The sequence below is a fragment of the Gluconacetobacter entanii genome (assembly GCF_013155425.1).
Lineage (GTDB): Bacteria > Pseudomonadota > Alphaproteobacteria > Acetobacterales > Acetobacteraceae > Novacetimonas > Novacetimonas entanii.
This window is the reverse complement of record NZ_JABJWD010000034.1, coordinates 1-16,677: the sequence shown is the minus strand read 5'-3', so window position 1 is coordinate 16,677 and position 16,677 is coordinate 1. Positions and strand designations below refer to the sequence as shown.

Below are 16,677 nucleotides of genomic sequence, written 5' to 3'. Positions count from 1 at the left end.
GCGGCATCCCCAGAACGTAACACAATGTAACCAACAGTGATGGCGCCATCCCCCTTTTCCTCCGGGACATGAACCACGTGTCTCCATGTCCGGTTCGATGCACACAGCCTCGGCTACCGCCCTTCAAAGGAGAAACTGACGATGGACTCCCAGACATTCACGCCGCGTCACATTGATGAAATCGCAAGTTACCATGCGCATGTCTATTTCTGTGCCGATACGATGCCCTGCGCGCTGGCGCTGCGTGCCGCCCTGTCGGCCCGTTTTGCCGTTCGCGTCGGCCGCGTACACACTTCTGCCGTGGGACCACATTCCGCCAGCATGTTCCAGGTTGCCTTCGAAACCTCCCTGTTCGCGCTTTTCGTGCCGTGGCTCATGCTGAATCGTAACGGCCTGAGCATCCTGGTTCATCCCAACACCCTCCATCCGCAACAGGACCATGCCCGCGACAGCCTGTGGCTGGGCACGCCCCTACCGTTACGGACGGAGAACCTGCCGCAGACACAACCGCATGCCGACGAAGCCGGACAGCCAAACACCACGCCAGAGCCGAATATTACGATATGATTTTTTATGTTTTGTAACAGCCACCAAAAGAAACCATTCCGGGATTGCCATCAAGCACGCACTCAATTCATAAATGCCGGCAGCAACCGCTCAGGAGACAGGACGTTGCAGGGTCGGCAAACGGGCAGGCGGCATATCGTCGCCTTCGTATCAATCCTTCTGTGTTGCACATCACTGCCCGGTCCGGCGGCCCATGCCCTCGACCAGCAGGGCGTGAAAATCACACATCCTCCTGCCGCTTCCACGTCGCCGGATGCAGGGCCTGCCGATACCGTCCTGATCGATGACCTTGAACACCGGACCTTCCAGTGGTTCTGGGATTCGGCAGATCCCGCTTCCGGCCTGATTCCGGACCGCTATCCCTCGGCACAGACACAGGCCAGTGTCGCCTCCATCGGGTTTGGCCTGACCGCCTATGGCATCGGGGCCACACGCGGATACATCACACGCGAGCAGGCGGTGGAGCGAACCCTTGCCACGTTGCGTTACCTGCTGCACAGCGCGCAGAATGACAGCGAGGACAACGCCACAGGATATCAGGGCTTCTATTATCACTTCCTCCAGAAGAAAAACGGCCTGCGCCTGAACCGTGATATCGAACTGTCCAGCATCGATACGGCCCTGCTGATGCAGGGGGTGCTGTTCACGCAATCCTTCTACGACCGGGATACACCCCGCGAACGCGACATACGGGACATGGCCGACCGCCTGTACAGGCGCGTCAACTGGCAATGGATACGCCGTCCCGACAATCACCTCAGCATGGGGTGGAGTCCCGAACACCAGTTCATCCCCAGTTACTGGGAGGGCTACAGCGAAGGGATGATGGCCTACATCCTTGGCCTCGGGTCGCCCACCCATGCGCTGGAACCTGCGTCATGGCAGGCATGGCTTGCGACGAACAACCGCCGGTGGGGGGATTATTACGGACAGACCTTCCTGAACTTCGCGCCCCTGTTCGGCCATCAGTACAGCCACGCATGGATCGACTTCCGCGGGATCCAGGACGCATGGGCGCATGAAAAGCAGATCGACTATTTCGAAAACAGCCGTCGCGCCGTCTATGCGCAACGTGCCTATGCCATCGCCAATCCCGGGAAATGGCGCGATTACAGCGCCACCACATGGGGCCTGACGGCCTGCGACGGCCCGGGCGAGGTCACGCAGAAGATCGACGGGCAGGACCGGCATTTCCTGTCCTACTCCGCCCGTGGGGCCGGGCGTGACTATACACAGGATGATGGGACCATTGCCCCCACGGCCGCCGTGGGTTCAATCGCGTTCGCGCCCGAAATCGTGCTGCCGACCATGCGTGACATGAAATCACGTTATGGCAGCAGGATTTATGGGAAATACGGATTCGTTGATGCGTTCAATCCCAGTTTCCGCAATGGTGGCTCTTTCTGGTCCGATAACGAATATCTTGGCATCGATCAGGGGCCGATCCTGCTCATGATCGAAAACTGGCGCTCCGGACTGGTGTGGAATGTCATGAAACGCAATCCCTATATCCGCACGGGACTGGAACGTGCGGGATTTCAGGGCGGATGGCTTGCACCTGCCTCGCCTGCCATGAAGGTCGCCAGGATTACGCCCCTGCCCTGATGTCCCGGCACTCCGGTGTCGCGCGCTTTTGCAGACGGGTAAAATGAGTCCGGGCGATGTTTCCTCCGTGAAGTTCCCGCCTACAGGGTTCGTCATGGCTCTGGCGACGATTTCGGCCGTGGCGGATGTGAGACAGGTCTGTACCTCGGGCGATGGTTTTTTCAAGAATGTAGCGTTTTCTGAAGCTTTTGAAAAAAGCTTCACCAAAAACTTTTGTTTTTACCGTGTCTTGTGGCGCGACGGGGCAGCGGCAGTTGGCCCCTGACGCATGACGCGGGTGGACAGCACGATGGCGGACGTCGTGCGATCCACCCCTTCGAGCATGCCGATCCGGTCAATCGCATCATTGATCGCCTCCGTCGTCTGGGCGCCAACGACGGCAATCATGTCGATCTGTCCACTGACGGCATGCAGTTCCCGGATTTCGGGAAACCTGCGCAATGCCTCCTCAACCGAGGAAACATGCCTTGGCGCCAGGGTAATCATCACCTGCGCCCGGATGGCGTCGCGCGCCGCCGCCCCCATCACCACGGCATATCCGGCAATCGCCCCACCACGTTCCAGCCTTTCGATCCTGCTCTGCACAGTCGTGCGCGACAGTCCCGCGCGACGGGCCAGTTCGGCCGTCGGCATGCGGGCGTTTTCCTCCAGCAGGGCGAGGATGAGGCGGTCAGTAGCGTCAATCTGCATAATGCCGACCATGCTATACATAATGCCGAAATAAAAGTGCCATCTGCCGTCTATCCTCGGCTTGTTGCCGACATTGGCACGCGGTTTCATCGACGGGTCTCATCCCATGGAACACGCGGAGTATGGTCATGCGGAAAATACTTGTCATCGGGGCCGGTAACATCGGGTCCACCATTGCCGATTTCCTTGCCAGCACGGGCGATTATACCGTCACCCTGACCGACCGTGACCACAATACGCTCAAGACCGCCAGCGTTCCCGATTCCGTGCAGCGCACGGTCGCGGACCTGGCGGAAGAAGGCGTGCTGCCCGCCCTGCTGCAGGGCTGTTTCGCGGTTCTTTCGGCTGCTCCCTTCCACCTGACGACCCGCATCGCCAGCGCTGCGGCGGCGGCCGGGGTCAACTACCTCGACCTGACCGAAGACGTGGCCAGCACCAAGATCGTGCGCGAACTTTCGACAAAGGCGCCGTCGGTGGCCTTTATCCCGCAATGCGGCCTGGCGCCCGGATTCGTCTCCATCGTGGCCCACGACATCGCACGCCGTTTCGACAGCGTGGATACGATCCAGTTGCGTGTCGGCGCGCTGCCGGAATATTCGACCAACGCGCTGGGCTACAACCTGACATGGAGCACGGACGGCGTCATCAACGAATATATCGAACCGTGCGAAGCCATCGTCAGCGGCAAGCGCCGCCTGGTGCCGGCCCTCGACGGGCTGGAAAGCCTGACGATCGACGGTGTGAAGTATGAGGCGTTCAACACCTCCGGCGGGCTTGGATCGCTGTGCGATACGTATGACGGGCGCGTGCGGGAACTGAACTACCGCACCATCCGCTATCCGGGGCATGCCGCGATCATGAAGGTGCTGCTCAATGACCTGCGCCTGTCGGAACGCCGCGACGTCATCAAGTCGATCTTTGAACATGCCCTGCCGGTGACGATGCAGGATGTCATCATCATCCTTGTCACGGTTTCCGGGCAGCGTGACGGGCGCCTGACGCAGGAGACGTTCGTGCGCGCCATCCATGGTGCGACCGTCAACGGGCGTCCGCGCACCGGCATCCAGATCACGACGGCGGGGGCGATCTGCGCGGTGCTCGACCTGCTGGCCGAAGGCAGGATCCCCACATCCGGGCTGGTGCTGCAAGAAGACATCGCCCTGTCGCAGTTCCTCGAAAACCGCTTCGGGAAGTTTTATCAGGACAGCCGGCGCTAAGGGCCGTCCTGATAAATAACAATTCCAGGATTGCCGCCTTTTCCCCAGAAGGCGGCATTCTTTTTTTGCAACCTGTTCCCCCGATGGGCCTGCCGGGCCGGTTTGCGTATTGAACCGGGTCCCCCTTCATTCTAACATCAGAACGTATATGTCCCTTCCCCGGAGGGGTGCTGGCGGCCTGAACCTTATCGCGCATGCGCTGACACCCGTCCCAATCGCGGAACCTGTCAGCCAGCCATGCCCCAAGACAAGATACAGCACATCTATGCGGCGCATACCTATTACGATATCCGCCGGGAACTCGAAAAACGTCCGGGGGCGCCGACCTGCACGCAGGTTTCCACACCTGATGACCTCAGGGCGATCATGCCGGAGGTCGAGGTTCTGGTCGCTTCCATGCTGTGGGACAATAATCTTCTGGACATTGCCCCCCGCCTGCGCCTGATCCAGTCGATCAGTTCGGGCGTGGACCAGTTCGACCTGAACCGCCTGAAGGAACGGGGCGTCCATCTGTGCAATGCCCGTGGCGTCAATGCCAACGCGGTTGCGGAACATGCGCTTGCCCTGATGCTCAGCCTCGCACGGCGCCTGTATGAGGCACGCGACAACCAGAAGATCCGCCACTGGTCCACGACAGGCACCGACCCGCGCCCGCGCCTTCAGGAGCTGTCGGAAAAGCATGCGCTGATCATCGGCATGGGCACGATCGGCGACCGGGTGGCGCGCCTGTGCCTTGCGCTGGGCATGAAGGTCAGTGGCGCACGCCACAGTGCACGCCCCCTCGATGTCGCGGGGGTGGAGCAGGTCGCGATGGACGACCTGCATGCCGGCCTGAAGGATGCGGATTATGTCATCCTGACCTGCCCCCTGACCGAACAGACGCGTCACCTCATCAATGCCGCGGCGTTCGGCGTCATGAAGCCCGATGCCTGCCTGGTGAATGTGGCGCGCGGCCCGGTGGTGGAGGAAGCCGCCCTGATCGAAGCCCTCGATACAGGCCGGATCGCCGGGGCGGCGCTCGACACCTATGACGAGGAACCGCTGCCGTCCTCATCCCCGCTCTGGTCGCGCCCCAATCTGGTCATGACCGGGCACACGGCGGGGGAAACCCAGTTCTATGAACGCAATGTCGTCGATATCCTGATGAAGAACCTTGCCGCCCTCGAAACCGGGGGACCACTGACAAACCAGATCGTCTGAATGGTGGGCCGTGTCATGAGACGGGACGCAATGCCGCCGTCTCCTGCCGGTCATAGGCCGCCAGTACAAGCCGGCGGGTGCGGTATTCGCCAAAGGTGGCCATTTCGTTCTTGCGCAGCACCCTGAAGGTCTGGGACGGGTAATCGGCCCCCATGACATCATGGGGATCAAGCACATATTCCAGTTGCCTGCGGTCCAGGCCATAGGCGCGGGCGTACCACGCGTCGAGTTCCGCGCGCAGCAGTGCCCGCCGTGCCACGTCCCAGGCAAAGGGCGCCCCCACATGGCCCATGCCGCGCGCGAACGGGGCCATGGTGTTGCTGGTAAAGGTCAGTTCCAGCACCCGTGGCAGGATGAAGGCCACATCATCGGCGCTGTAGAATGACGGGGGCAGTACGGGAAGCTGTTTTACAATAAAGAAATTGAGGTTGACCCCACCCGCTTTCTGCCGACAGACGAAATCGAACGGCAGGGACGACAGGTTGGCGATCAGGCAGGCCGCCCGTGGGTCATCCCACCCCATCCCGGGTGACAGCAGGGTCATGCTGTTTCCCACCCCCCATGGTGGCAGCAGGTTGCAGATGAAGGTACGTTCATTCGTCGGGGACATGATGTTGCGAAACCCGAAAAATGCCGATGGCGAAGACATGTTCCCGATCTTGCGCATCACCTCGTTACGGGGAACCCAGTAATGGGGCATGATTTCGAACGCAGGATCGCAATGTTCGCGCAGACCGGTCTGCGGCAGGACCCGATGGCCGCGCTCTCCCTTGCGCTGCGCATAACCCGCATGCCGGTGATCGTAAAAATATCCCATCTTGGCTTCATAAAGCGGGACATAACGTGATCCGTCCCCATTATCCGGGGCCTCCCGCGCCATGCGGGCAGGATGCAGCCAGTCCGTGCCGTCCCGCCGCCACCCGCCACCCGCCAGTTGGGCGGCGGTACGGAACAGGCTGCTGTCACTGGTCATGTTGAACAGGCCCTGCCGGAACTCCACCTCCCATGGGTTGCCCGCAGGGCCGCGCGCCTCATCCACGAAGACCTGCACGCGGGCATAGATCGCGCGGGTCAGCGCGGCATCCATGCGGGAACGGAACACCGGCATGGTGCGCGTATTGGGATTGATGCGCGCGATGTCCCCGGCCGAAAGCGAAAAGCTGCGCCGCGTGTCCCCGCACTGTTGCGTGCGTGTCAGGAAACAGGCAAAGCGTGTCGCCGCCACCGCATTGGCAATCGTCAGCAGGCAGAATTTGAAACTGCGATGGACACCCGGGAACAGGGGCGCGCTGTTTTCAAAATCCACAAGCTGCGCCAGTCGCCTTTCATCCACCAGAAAGCCAAGCAGCGGCGCGGTCATTGCATCGGTCGCAATGCCTGTCGGAACGATTAGTCCCGCCCGCCCATCATCCCGCACCAGGGCCAGGGAAAGTTCGGTAAACAGCGCATAGGTGTTGCCCCTGCCACGACCGGCAAGGGGGAAACGTCCGCTGGTGCGGACAAACACGCCCATCGCCTCGCTCTGGCGGCGTGCGCGCGTAAAACGTGCGAACAGTTCCGGCCGCGCGGTGCCCAGCGCCGTGATCGCGGCCTTGCGCGCCGCGCCCTTCAACGCGGAGATCGCGGACAGGCGCGTCCCGAAATATTCCTCTTCCTCCAGTTGCATGACGTCCCATGGTGGATTGCCGATCACGACATCAAATCCTCCACGTTCCACCATGATGTCGGCGAAAACCAGCGGCCAGTGCAGCGTCCGCGCCCCGATGGCCGTATGGATGGCGGCGTCCATGCACCCGCCGTCCCCGTCCCCCGCAAGTTCCTGCCATAACCGGTCCGTCGTGGGCACCATATCGGCCTGACTGCCGGCAGGGCGCGGCAACATGAACGCCGCAACGTAAAGGTCACAGGCCCGGCCGAGGGGGGAGCGCGACACGCCGGTCCACCATGCCTCGAACCGCTGCTGCTTTTGTGCAACCTCCTGCGCGGTATCTTCCGCCATGCCCCGCAACGCGGACAGTTCGGCGGCAAGGGGGGCCAGCAGGGTGCGGCAGTCGGGTGCACGCCATTCGGCCTTCGCACGCTGGTTACGGCGCAGGCAGCGGCGCACGACGGCCGGGTCGTCATTGCCCAAGACCCGGTAAGCCCCGTCCGGCACACCTGTTTCAAGGACCGCAACATCCGCCACGCCAAGCAGCGCGTTCCCGCAGCGGATATTCGCCCCCAGAAAGCACAGGGGCCGTCCGGGCATGGCGGTTTCGATCCACAACGCCATGCGCGTCAGTTCCACCGCCATGGGATTGCAGTCCACCCCATGGATGCACCGCGCCACGACATCACGCAGCGCGGCCTGGTACCCCTGCTGTCCCGGCGGGCGAAGGGCGACAAGGCGTGCCGCCATCCGCCGCGCGGCACCCAGCAGGAAATGCCCGCCGCCACAGGCCGGATCAATGATGCGCAATGCAAGCAGCCCCCCTGCCCCGCCCGCAGCCACGGCCCGGTCCATGACGGGATCAAGCGTGCTGTCGAGCAGCGCCTGAACCAGACTGTCGGGCGTATAATAACTGCCCGAAATCCGCCGGTCGTTCCCTCGCCCCCCATCATCGAGCATGAAGAGACCGTCAGGCGCAAGGCAGGGCCGGATTTCCAGCAGGCCTTCATACACGCTCGCCAGATCGCCGCTGCCAATCGAACACCAGCCGACCGGCCGGGGCTTCCCTCCTTCCCCGATGCGGCAGCCAAGGCTGCGGATGGCGGACAGGAAATCACGGTCCGCAATCCGCGCCGCCATCATCTGCGGCAGTCCCCCCGGATGCGCCAATGCCCCCAGCGCCGGCAGGCCGCGCCCGGGATCACCCGCATCCATCGCGCCAAGGACATGCCGCATGCCGTCCCACGCTGCGAAACATCCCGCCGCCCCTTCGGAAGCATCGGCCTGCGCAAGCCAGTAAAAGAAGGAATGTCCTGATGGCCCCTGCGCCCGTGATGCAGGCAGGAGGCCACGCGCCTCAAGTTCAGCCAGAAAGGCAAGGCGGCAGACCAGGCGCAGCAGTTCGTCAAACAGGCATGACAGCACATGCCCATCCGCCCCGACCGCGTCACGAAGGTCCGCATTGGCGTCCAGCACCCCCTGCCCCAACGCAAGCAGCGCAGCCCTCATCCCGGCACGCAGGTGCGCCTGCGTCGGTTCCTGTCCCTCCGTACAGGCTGCATTCCCCTGCCGCCATGCGGGGAAAGGGGTGGATATCGGCTCCGGTCGGGGTGGCATCATGTTCCTGCACGACAGCATCAAGGGCGCGCCTTTTCATCGCCTGCCCTCCCTGCGCTGGCAAGGCCGAAACATTCCCTTCGCATGCGGGCACATGCACGAACCGTCACATCCGGCATCTCCATGGCAGGAATCGTTCCGCATCCGGCATACCGCCCCTGCACCATCAGCACGCAACAGATACTGCCGCCCCCATTCCCATATCGTGCGCAATATTCCATAATTACCACCGATACCTGCATCAGGACGAACATGAACAGTTCTCGGGCCCGGTCCCATTCTTCCCTGCTGGCAGGCCTGGGCAATGGCCTGGCGGCGGGGGCGTGCTGGGGGCTGGTTTTCATCGCCCCGGCCATGATGCCGGATTTTACGGCGCTCCAGTTGGCGACGGTACGCTACCTGATGTACGGGTTTTTCTCCGTGGCGCTGGTGCTTCCACGCTGGCGGCGACTGGCTGCCTGCATCCCGCAGGGAGGACGCGCGGCACTGCTGGGGCTGGGGCTGACGGGCAATCTTGGATATTACATCCTGATTGCCATGGCCGTACGGCTGTGTGGCATCAACATCACCTCCATCATAACCGGCTTCCTGCCCGTGATCGTGGGAATACTTGGCACGCGGGAGGGGGACAGCCCTGGCCTGCGCAGGCTTGTGCCCTCCATGCTGCTGATGGTCGCAGGAATCAGCCTCACCGCCCTGCAGGCCCTGCACGCCCCCGGCGCGGGCACTGACGACCCACGCGTCGATATGGCCCACCTCCTTGGCTTCCTGTGCGCGATCGGGGGATTGGCATCGTGGAGCATCTTCGCCCTCGCCAATGCCCGCTGGCTCAGGCGACTGTCGGATACCAGCGCGGGGGACTGGGGGCTGCTGACCGGTGTCGCCACGGGGGCGGAGGCCCTGTTCGTCATCCCGTTCGCCTGCCATGGCGCGATGTCCCACCCGCCCTCACGCTGGGTCGCGTTCATTGTGCTGGGCGCGTTCATCGCGCTGGTTTCCTCCCTGCTGGGCGGGATTTTCTGGAACCGCACCTGCCGCCTCCTGCCCATGACGCTGTGTGGGCAGATGGCGGTGGGCGAAACCCTGTTCGCCCTGTTCTATGGCTGCCTGTGGACGGGGCGATGGCCCACCGCCATGGAAGGGGCGGCCGTCCTGTTCCTTGTGCTGAGCGTTGTCTGCAGCACGCTTGCCCATGCTCCATCCTCCGCCAGCAGCGATACATCCCACGCCCCGACAGGCTGAGCTTCGCAGCGGGTCAGGGGCCCTTCGCCTCCGCTGGCGCGGGCGTGGCTGCATGATGCAGGCACCAGCGCGCAACATCGGCATGCGTTGCAAACCAGACATCGCCACGCGCCCGTGCATGCGCCAGCAGGTCGGCGATGATGCCGATACGGCTGCGATGGCCGCTGACATGCGGATGCAGCGTCAGCAGGAAAAGGCCGCCTTCGGCATACGCGCCCTCGAATTCCGCCCGGAAGACCTCCGCCACACCCGAAGGAGGCGTGTACGGGCGCAGGGCGGAAAACCGTTCGAAATTGAAGTAGATCGCATCGTCGCGTATCCATTCGGGCGGCAGTTCGACAATGCCCGTGGGCCGTCCGTCGGCCAGCAGTTCATACGGATCGTCATCCGCCATCAGGCTGCTGTCATACAGCAGGCCCATCTGTTCGATGATGGACATGGTATGGACGGAAAAATCCCAGCTTGCGGTGCGGATGCCGACAGGTTCCACACCACTGATATCCGCCAGGACCTCCCGCGCGCGCAGGGACAGGCGCAGTTCATCTTCGGGCGGCAGTTGCGTGTTGCGCTCATGTATCCATGAATGGATGCCGATTTCATGGCCATCGCCTACCAGCGCCCGGACCTCGTCCGGATACAGCATGGCCGACACGGCGGGGTAGAAGAACGTCGCCGGGATCCCCGCCTCCTGCAGCAGCCTGCGGATGCGCGGGATGCCACGCCTGCTGCCATACTGGCCCTGGCTGATGCGCATGGGGCTTTCGTCCCCGTCACGCAGGGGTATCGTCTCATGGTCCGCATCGAACGAGATCGCAAAGGCGCAGCGGGCGCCATCGGGCCAGCGAGTCGGTTGCAGGCTGCGCCCGGCCCGGACACGGTTGACGATCCCGCGCCAGCGCGCCTCCGGCCAGCGCCACGGTTCATTCCCGTCCGCCTGTAAAAGTCCTGTCACCGTGGCTGCCCCCGTCCTGCCTGTGTCCCTGCCTGTCCTGCCAGTGATGGCCGGTGACGGCGCAGGCCGCGCCGCTGCATGATCGCCTGCATCGCCGCGACGCCCCTCTTATTGCATAATGGTAACATAATCTGGAATCGGCCCCCGTTATCATGCCACTGTCATCATGACGGTACGCGCACGCCCGCAGCAAGCCCGCCCCACCCTTCCTCTTCAGACCATGGACAATGCCTGCATCACCCCTTTCCCCCGCCCGGCCTTCACCGCCTTCCCCTGCGCATGCGGGGCCGGTGCACCTGCGGCGGCGGCTGGGCGCCTTTCACCTGTGGGGGATTGCGGTCGGCCTTGTCATCTCGGGCGAGTATTTCGGCTGGAGCTACGGCTGGACGGCGGCGGGCACGCTGGGCTTTGTGGTGACGACGGTCATGGTCGCGCTGATGTATTCGGCGCTGATCTTCTCCTATACCGAACTGACGACCTCGATCCCGCATGCAGGCGGTCCGTTCGCCTATGTGCTGGCGGCATACGGGCCGGTACCTGCCTTCATCGCGGGGCTTGCCTCCATCGTGGAACTTGTCTTCGCCCCGCCCGCCATCGCGCTGGCGATCGGTGCGTACCTGCATGTGCAGTATCCGCATGTCAGCGCACGCGCGGCGGCTGGCGGGGCCTATGTCGTGTTCATGGCGCTCAACATCGCGGGGGTCAGCATCGCCGCCGCGTTCGAACTGGTTGTCACCATCGCAGCGATCGCCGAACTCCTCGTCTTCATGGCTGTGGTCGCGCCGGGATTTTCGTGGGCGAACTTCGTCCATGACGGATGGGCGGGGTCCGACACGTTCACCCTGCATGCCATCCCCGGCATCCTGGCGGCAGCGCCGTTCGCGATCTGGTTCTTTCTGGCGATCGAAGGGGTGGCCATGACGGCGGAGGAAGCGCGCGATCCGCAACGCACCATCCCGATGGCCTATGTCGCGGGCATCGTGACGCTGATGCTGCTGGCCTTTGGCGTCATGGTCATGGCCGCAGGCGTGGGTGACTGGAAGGCGCTGGCGAACATCAACGACCCGTTGCCCCAGGCGATGCTCAGCGTCGTGGGACCGCGCAGCGGGTATGTCCACATGCTGGTCTGGCTGGGGCTGTTCGGTCTTGTCGCGTCGTTTCACGGGACCATCATGGGATATTCGCGCCAGATCTATGCCATGGCGCGCGAAGGCTACCTTCCCGCCCTGCTGGGGCGGCTGCATCCACGGTTCGGAACGCCATGGGCCGCGATACTCGCAGGTGGGATGGTCGGGTTCGTGGCGATCTACGGAGACCGCCACATCACTGTCGGGGGGCAGCCACTGACGGCCGGTATCGTGACCATGTCCGTCTTCGGGGCGCTGACGATGTATGTGCTTGCCATGGGCAGCATGTTTCGCCTGCGGCGCATGCGGCCGGACCTGCACCGCCCATGGCGCGTGCCGGGATATCCCGTCGTGCCCGGCTTCGCCCTTGTCGCGGCAACACTGTCACTTCTGGGCATGGCGGCCAGCAATCCGGCCGCCTTTGCCCTCTATGCCGCCATCATGGCGACGGGCGTGGGGCTGTTCGTGCTGGCGCGGCGCCACAAACGGCAGGCGGTGATGGAAAAGGGCGCGGCCATGCACTAACACTCCCTCACCCCACATACGGGGCGGATCAACCTGCGGGACCGACAGAGAGTGAATTACAGACACAGCTACCATGCTGGCAATTTTGCTGATGTCATGAAACATGTCGTGCTGATGGCGCTGATCGGGGCGCTGCGGCGCAAGCCATCGCCCTTCTGCGTCCTCGACACGCATGCGGGGATCGGCCTGTATGACCTGTCCGGCGCGCAGGCGCAATCCACCGGGGAATGGCGCGAGGGCATCGGCCGCCTGCTGGATGCACCACAGGGGAGCCACCACGCGCCGGACGTGGAAAACTGGCTGGAGGTCATCCGTGCGGTCATGCGCGACGAACAGGCCGGGCGGCTGTCCTATCCCGGCTCCCCCGCCCTTGTCGCGCGCCTGCTGCGGCCCGGCGACAGCCTGATCTGCTGCGAACTCCACCCCGAGGACCAGCAGGCCCTGCGGCACCTGTTCCGCCATGACCGCAATGTCAGCGTGCATGGGCGTGACGGCTACCAGGCCATCACTGCGCTGCTGCCGCCAAAACAGGCCAGGCGCGGACTGGTCTTCATGGACCCGCCATTCGAGCGGCCTGATGAATTCCAGCGCCTCGGCACGGCCATCATGACCGCACGCCAGCGTTTTCCCGCGGGCATCGTCGCAGGGTGGTATCCCATCAAGCACCGCGCCCCGGTCCGTGCCTTCATCAATGGGCTGAAGGACGCGGGGCAGCGCAAGCTCCTGACGCTTGAACTGACGCTGCGGCCACCGCTTGACCCCTCACGCCTCAATGGCAGCGGGATCATCATCGCCAACCCGCCCTTCCGTTTCGAGGAGGAAGCGCGCGGGATCCTGGCGTCGCTGTGCCGCTACCTTGGCGATGGGGAGGCGGATTTCCACGTTGAATGGGCCGTGCCGGAATAAGGCGGGAACCGGGGAGACCCCGGCCTCATCGCTCCGCCACCGGCGGCATGACATCCGCCGGCAGGGGGCAGATATAGGGATCCTGCGCCAGACGCTGGGCATGGTCCGCCTTCACACGTTCCAGCAGCGTCGGGCTCTGCAGGACATCACGCGCCGTCGCGGCCAGCACCTTGGCCATATGGATCATGCCTTTATGCGCAATGCCGCTCTTGCCCTGCGCCGTCATCTGCCATGAATGAAGCTGCGTGCCGATGGCGCATGTAGCCCCCCATGCCTGCACCGTAGGCACCGCCCAGCTTACATCCCCCACATCGGTGGAGCCAAAGGGCGGCGGCACGAATTCACGTGGCGCGATCATCTGGCACAGCGGCGTATCATCGCGCGGGGGCACCCCGGCCGCCAGATAGGCCGCACGGATGTCCTGCGGGCTGAGGGTTTTCTGGATCTCCCGCGCGAAGTCATAATCCGCCTGTGCATAGGACGGCGGCCCAAGCCGGGTCAGGTTGGCACACAGCGTATCTTCCAGCGGCGTATTGCCCATCAGGTTGGAAACCGCGCTGACGACCGCTTCCTCCACCGTCGTTTCGGTCATCAGTGTCGCACCCTGCGCAATCGCACGCACCCGTTCGACCAGTTCACGCAACTGCCGCAGGTCATCGGCACGCACGAGATAGCGGATCGTCACCCGTGACTGCACCACGTTGGGCGCCTGTCCCCCCGCATCGATATAGGCATAATGCAGCCGTGCGGTCGATGGCATGTGTTCGCGCAGGTAATTGGCGCCAATATTCATCAGTTCCGCCGCATCAAGGGCGGAACGGCCCAGATGCGGCGCCGCGGCCGCATGCGACGCCCGTCCATGGAACGTGAAGTCGATCCGGGTATTGGCCAGTGACGCCGGATAGAACGGCCCCACGATCGACCCGGGATGCCATGACAGCGCGATATCGACATCATCGAACACGCCGTCACGCACCATGAAGGTCTTGGCCGCGCCCCCTTCCTCCGCCGGGCAGCCATAATAGCGCACCGTCCCGGGAATTCCCTTCTCCGCCATCCAGTTCTTCAGCGCCGTGGCCGCCAGCATCGCGCCACCACCCAGCAGGTTGTGCCCGCAGGCATGGCCGTTCTGCGTCTCCTCAAGGGGGCTGGAACACGCCACCCCGGCCTGCTGGCTCAGTCCCGGCAGCGCATCGAATTCGCCAAGGAAGGCGATGACCGGACCGCCTGCGCCTGCCTCCCCCATGACGGAGGTGGGAATTCCCGCAAGGTTGCGCGTGATGCGAAAGCCATTGCGTTCAAGCATGTCGCGCTGCGTCTCGACAGAGCGGTACTCGTCATAGGCCAGTTCGGGCGTATCCCATATGCGGTCGGCAAAATCGCAGAACGCCGCGCCAAGGGCATCCACACCGACCCAGATTTCATCGGCATTTTTCATGTTCTTCCCTCCCACCGCACACGGCTGGTTTCATATGCATTCCACGCCGGCATCACATATCGACGCCCGACAACGGGCCATACGGCAGGCCATGGAGTTCCCACCCCGCCGGAAGAACCATCGTGAAATCCGCGTCCTGATCCCAAGGTCACCACGACACACATCGGCAGACCGGGCCAGAAGACGCGACATTATACATTCCATACCCTGCGAGCCAGTCGGATGATCGACATCCGTTCCGGCACGCAGGCCACGCCGGCACGGCTTGACTTCCCCACGGGGGAAAACGCATCCTGCCGTCCGGCAATGGACTCTGCCCGGCTTTCCTGCTCGCAGGATGCCAAACCGCCCGCCGGGCTGATGATTCCTACCTCGCCATCATGGCAGCAGAGGGAGGAATCCGTACAGACGTCATGCGCCATACCCCACAACCATCCGTCACCACATGCCTGCCGGGGCATTGTCCCCGCAGCCAGGGCACCATTTCCAATTCCGTACAGGCATTTCCATCCATGACCCTTTCCCGGCTTATCGCGACATCGGTCGCGAACATGCGCGTCATTCTGAAATGGGGCTGCATCCTCGTGCCGATGTCGGCCTGCATTGGTACATTATGTGCGATATTTCTTTGGCTTCTGGATCAGGTTACAGCCTGCCGGATCGCCTATCCCGGCCTGTTATGGCTGCTGCCACTGGCCGGTGTCGCGGTCGGGTTGGCCTATCACGCGTTTGGACGGTGTGCCGAAGGCGGCAACAACCTGATCATCGACCAGATCCATGAACCCGGGGGCGGTGTTCCCCTGCGCATGGCGCCCCTTGTCCTGGTATCAACCGTCATCAGCCACCTGTTCGGGGCCTCCGTCGGCCGCGAAGGCACGGCGGTACAGATCGGCGGCAGTATTGCATCAGGCTTTGGCCACCTGTTCCGGCTTGATCCGCATGCCGTGCGGATTATCCTGACATCGGGCATAGCCGCGGGTTTCGGGGCCGTGTTCGGCACCCCCATTGCCGGCGCGATCTTCGCGCTTGAGGTCCTGAGCATCGGGCGGATCAATTACAGGCCACTGCTGCCTGCCGCGTTTTCCTCCATTTTTGCCGACTGGGCCTGCCATGGTTGGGGCATCCACCACACATCCTATCGCGTATCGTTCGCCGGTGCTCCCGACTGGGGCGGCAGCGTTTTCCATATGGCCCCTGTCCTGCTGGCCAAGGTCGGGCTTGCGGCGGTCTGCTTCGGACTTGCCAGCCTGCTGTTTGCCGAATCCGTTCATCGCCTGGCCCCCGTGATCCGCCGCGCCTGCCCTGTTGCATGGCTGCGTCCGGCCATCGGGGGCGTCGCAACCATCGCGCTGGTCTATCTTGTGGGGTCGCGTGACTATCTGGGCCTTGGCGTCGTCGCGGCGACGCAGGACGGGGCCTCGATCGTGAATTTCTTTCACACCGGCGATTATACGTGGAGTTGGCTGTACAAACTGCTGTTCACGGTCGTCGTACTGGCGACGGGATACAAGGGCGGAGAGGTCACCCCCCTGTTCTTTATCGGCGCGGGACTGGGCAATACGCTGTCCGGGCTTCTGGGCGTGCCTGTGGACCTGCTGGCCAGTGTCGGGTTTGTCGCGGTTTTTGCGGGTGCCGCCAATACGCCATTGGCCTGCACCTTCATGGGGATCGAACTGTTTGGGGCGACCAATATCGTCTATATCGCGACAGGCTGCTTTGTGGCCTACCTATGTTCGGGCCATTCGGGCATCTACCTGTCACAGCGGGTCGGGATCGCGAAACATGCCCACCCCATGATCGTGCCCGACATGCCCCTGCGTCAGGCCAGGACCGTTTGGGATAAATGGTGAGTATTTTTCCAGGGTCTGTTGGGAATTAACGCGAATTGATGATTGCGGCGGTGAGATAAATCATCGCTGCGAATGATCTGTCGGTCTTGTCGC

Annotated in this window: 12 protein-coding genes and 1 riboswitch; of the genes, 8 read left to right on the top strand and 4 right to left on the bottom strand. The window is 63.2% G+C overall.

Going from position 1 to position 16,677, the window contains the following annotated elements; genetic code table 11:
* Positions 1-141 precede the first annotated feature (141 nt).
* Positions 142-567 (top strand): DOPA 4,5-dioxygenase family protein, encoded by a 426-nt coding sequence (locus HNH97_RS06400; protein ID WP_171790319.1) that lies wholly within the window; start codon positions 142-144, stop codon positions 565-567.
* Between the two features lie 219 nt (positions 568-786).
* Positions 787-2,172 (top strand): glucoamylase family protein, encoded by a 1,386-nt coding sequence (locus HNH97_RS06395; RefSeq protein WP_265176108.1) that lies wholly within the window; start codon positions 787-789, stop codon positions 2,170-2,172.
* 219 nt (positions 2,173-2,391) lie between these two features.
* Here HNH97_RS06395 and HNH97_RS06390 read toward each other — a convergent pair whose 3' ends face one another.
* Positions 2,392-2,862 carry an Lrp/AsnC family transcriptional regulator gene (locus HNH97_RS06390; RefSeq protein WP_171790317.1) on the bottom strand — a complete coding sequence of 157 codons (471 nt, stop codon included), beginning with the start codon at positions 2,860-2,862 and terminating at the stop codon, positions 2,392-2,394.
* A gap of 128 nt (positions 2,863-2,990) precedes the next feature.
* Between HNH97_RS06390 and HNH97_RS06385 the strand changes: the two genes are divergently transcribed.
* Both HNH97_RS06385 and HNH97_RS06380 read left to right on the top strand, forming a co-directional pair.
* A complete protein-coding gene (locus HNH97_RS06385; RefSeq protein WP_171790315.1) occupies positions 2,991-4,079 on the top strand; it encodes a saccharopine dehydrogenase family protein in 1,089 nt (362 codons plus the stop codon).
* Positions 4,080-4,316: 237 nt separating this feature from the next.
* The gene (locus tag HNH97_RS06380) at positions 4,317-5,279 is read left to right on the top strand and encodes a D-2-hydroxyacid dehydrogenase (protein WP_171790313.1); all 963 of its coding nucleotides are present in this window, start codon (positions 4,317-4,319) and stop codon (positions 5,277-5,279) included.
* A gap of 13 nt (positions 5,280-5,292) precedes the next feature.
* Here HNH97_RS06380 and HNH97_RS06375 read toward each other — a convergent pair whose 3' ends face one another.
* Positions 5,293-8,547: an Eco57I restriction-modification methylase domain-containing protein gene (locus HNH97_RS06375; protein WP_171790312.1), complete on the bottom strand. Its 3,255-nt coding sequence runs from the start codon at positions 8,545-8,547 to the stop codon at positions 5,293-5,295.
* 249 nt (positions 8,548-8,796) lie between these two features.
* Here HNH97_RS06375 and HNH97_RS06370 point away from each other — a divergent pair, with 249 nt between their 5' ends.
* Complete coding sequence (locus HNH97_RS06370; RefSeq protein WP_171790310.1) at positions 8,797-9,786, top strand: DMT family transporter; 990 nt, start codon at positions 8,797-8,799, stop codon at positions 9,784-9,786.
* A gap of 13 nt (positions 9,787-9,799) precedes the next feature.
* On the opposite strand, the gene HNH97_RS06365 is transcribed toward HNH97_RS06370, so the two are convergent.
* Entirely contained in the window at positions 9,800-10,738 is a 939-nt protein-coding gene (locus HNH97_RS06365; RefSeq protein WP_171790308.1) for a polysaccharide deacetylase family protein, read from the bottom strand.
* A 227-nt stretch (positions 10,739-10,965) separates the two neighbouring features.
* On the opposite strand from HNH97_RS06365, the gene eat reads away from it, so the two are divergent.
* Positions 10,966-12,390, top strand: a complete 1,425-nt coding sequence (gene eat, locus HNH97_RS06360; RefSeq protein ID WP_171790306.1) for an ethanolamine permease — start codon at positions 10,966-10,968, stop codon at positions 12,388-12,390.
* A 51-nt stretch (positions 12,391-12,441) separates the two neighbouring features.
* Positions 12,442-13,296 carry a 23S rRNA (adenine(2030)-N(6))-methyltransferase RlmJ gene (locus HNH97_RS06355; protein ID WP_265176101.1) on the top strand — a complete coding sequence of 285 codons (855 nt, stop codon included), beginning with the start codon at positions 12,442-12,444 and terminating at the stop codon, positions 13,294-13,296.
* A 25-nt stretch (positions 13,297-13,321) separates the two neighbouring features.
* Here HNH97_RS06355 and HNH97_RS06350 read toward each other — a convergent pair whose 3' ends face one another.
* A complete protein-coding gene (locus HNH97_RS06350) occupies positions 13,322-14,734 on the bottom strand; it encodes a M20 family metallopeptidase (protein ID WP_171790304.1) in 1,413 nt (470 codons plus the stop codon).
* 293 nt (positions 14,735-15,027) lie between these two features.
* A riboswitch (Fluoride riboswitch) is annotated at positions 15,028-15,111 on the top strand.
* 135 nt (positions 15,112-15,246) lie between these two features.
* Between HNH97_RS06350 and HNH97_RS06345 the strand changes: the two genes are divergently transcribed.
* Entirely contained in the window at positions 15,247-16,584 is a 1,338-nt protein-coding gene (locus HNH97_RS06345; RefSeq protein ID WP_171790302.1) for a voltage-gated chloride channel family protein, read from the top strand.
* Positions 16,585-16,677 lie beyond the last annotated feature (93 nt).

Coding starts and splice junctions, on each gene's coding strand:
- HNH97_RS06370 (WP_171790310.1), top strand. CDS start 8,797: ATGAACAGTTCTCGGGCCCGGTCCCATTCTTCCCTGCTGGCAGGCCTG.
- HNH97_RS06385 (WP_171790315.1), top strand. CDS start 2,991: ATGCGGAAAATACTTGTCATCGGGGCCGGTAACATCGGGTCCACCATT.
- HNH97_RS06400 (WP_171790319.1), top strand. CDS start 142: ATGGACTCCCAGACATTCACGCCGCGTCACATTGATGAAATCGCAAGT.
- HNH97_RS06375 (WP_171790312.1), bottom strand. CDS start 8,547: ATGATGCCACCCCGACCGGAGCCGATATCCACCCCTTTCCCCGCATGG.
- HNH97_RS06345 (WP_171790302.1), top strand. CDS start 15,247: ATGACCCTTTCCCGGCTTATCGCGACATCGGTCGCGAACATGCGCGTC.
- HNH97_RS06380 (WP_171790313.1), top strand. CDS start 4,317: ATGCCCCAAGACAAGATACAGCACATCTATGCGGCGCATACCTATTAC.
- HNH97_RS06350 (WP_171790304.1), bottom strand. CDS start 14,734: ATGAAAAATGCCGATGAAATCTGGGTCGGTGTGGATGCCCTTGGCGCG.
- eat (WP_171790306.1), top strand. CDS start 10,966: ATGCCTGCATCACCCCTTTCCCCCGCCCGGCCTTCACCGCCTTCCCCT.
- HNH97_RS06390 (WP_171790317.1), bottom strand. CDS start 2,862: ATGCAGATTGACGCTACTGACCGCCTCATCCTCGCCCTGCTGGAGGAA.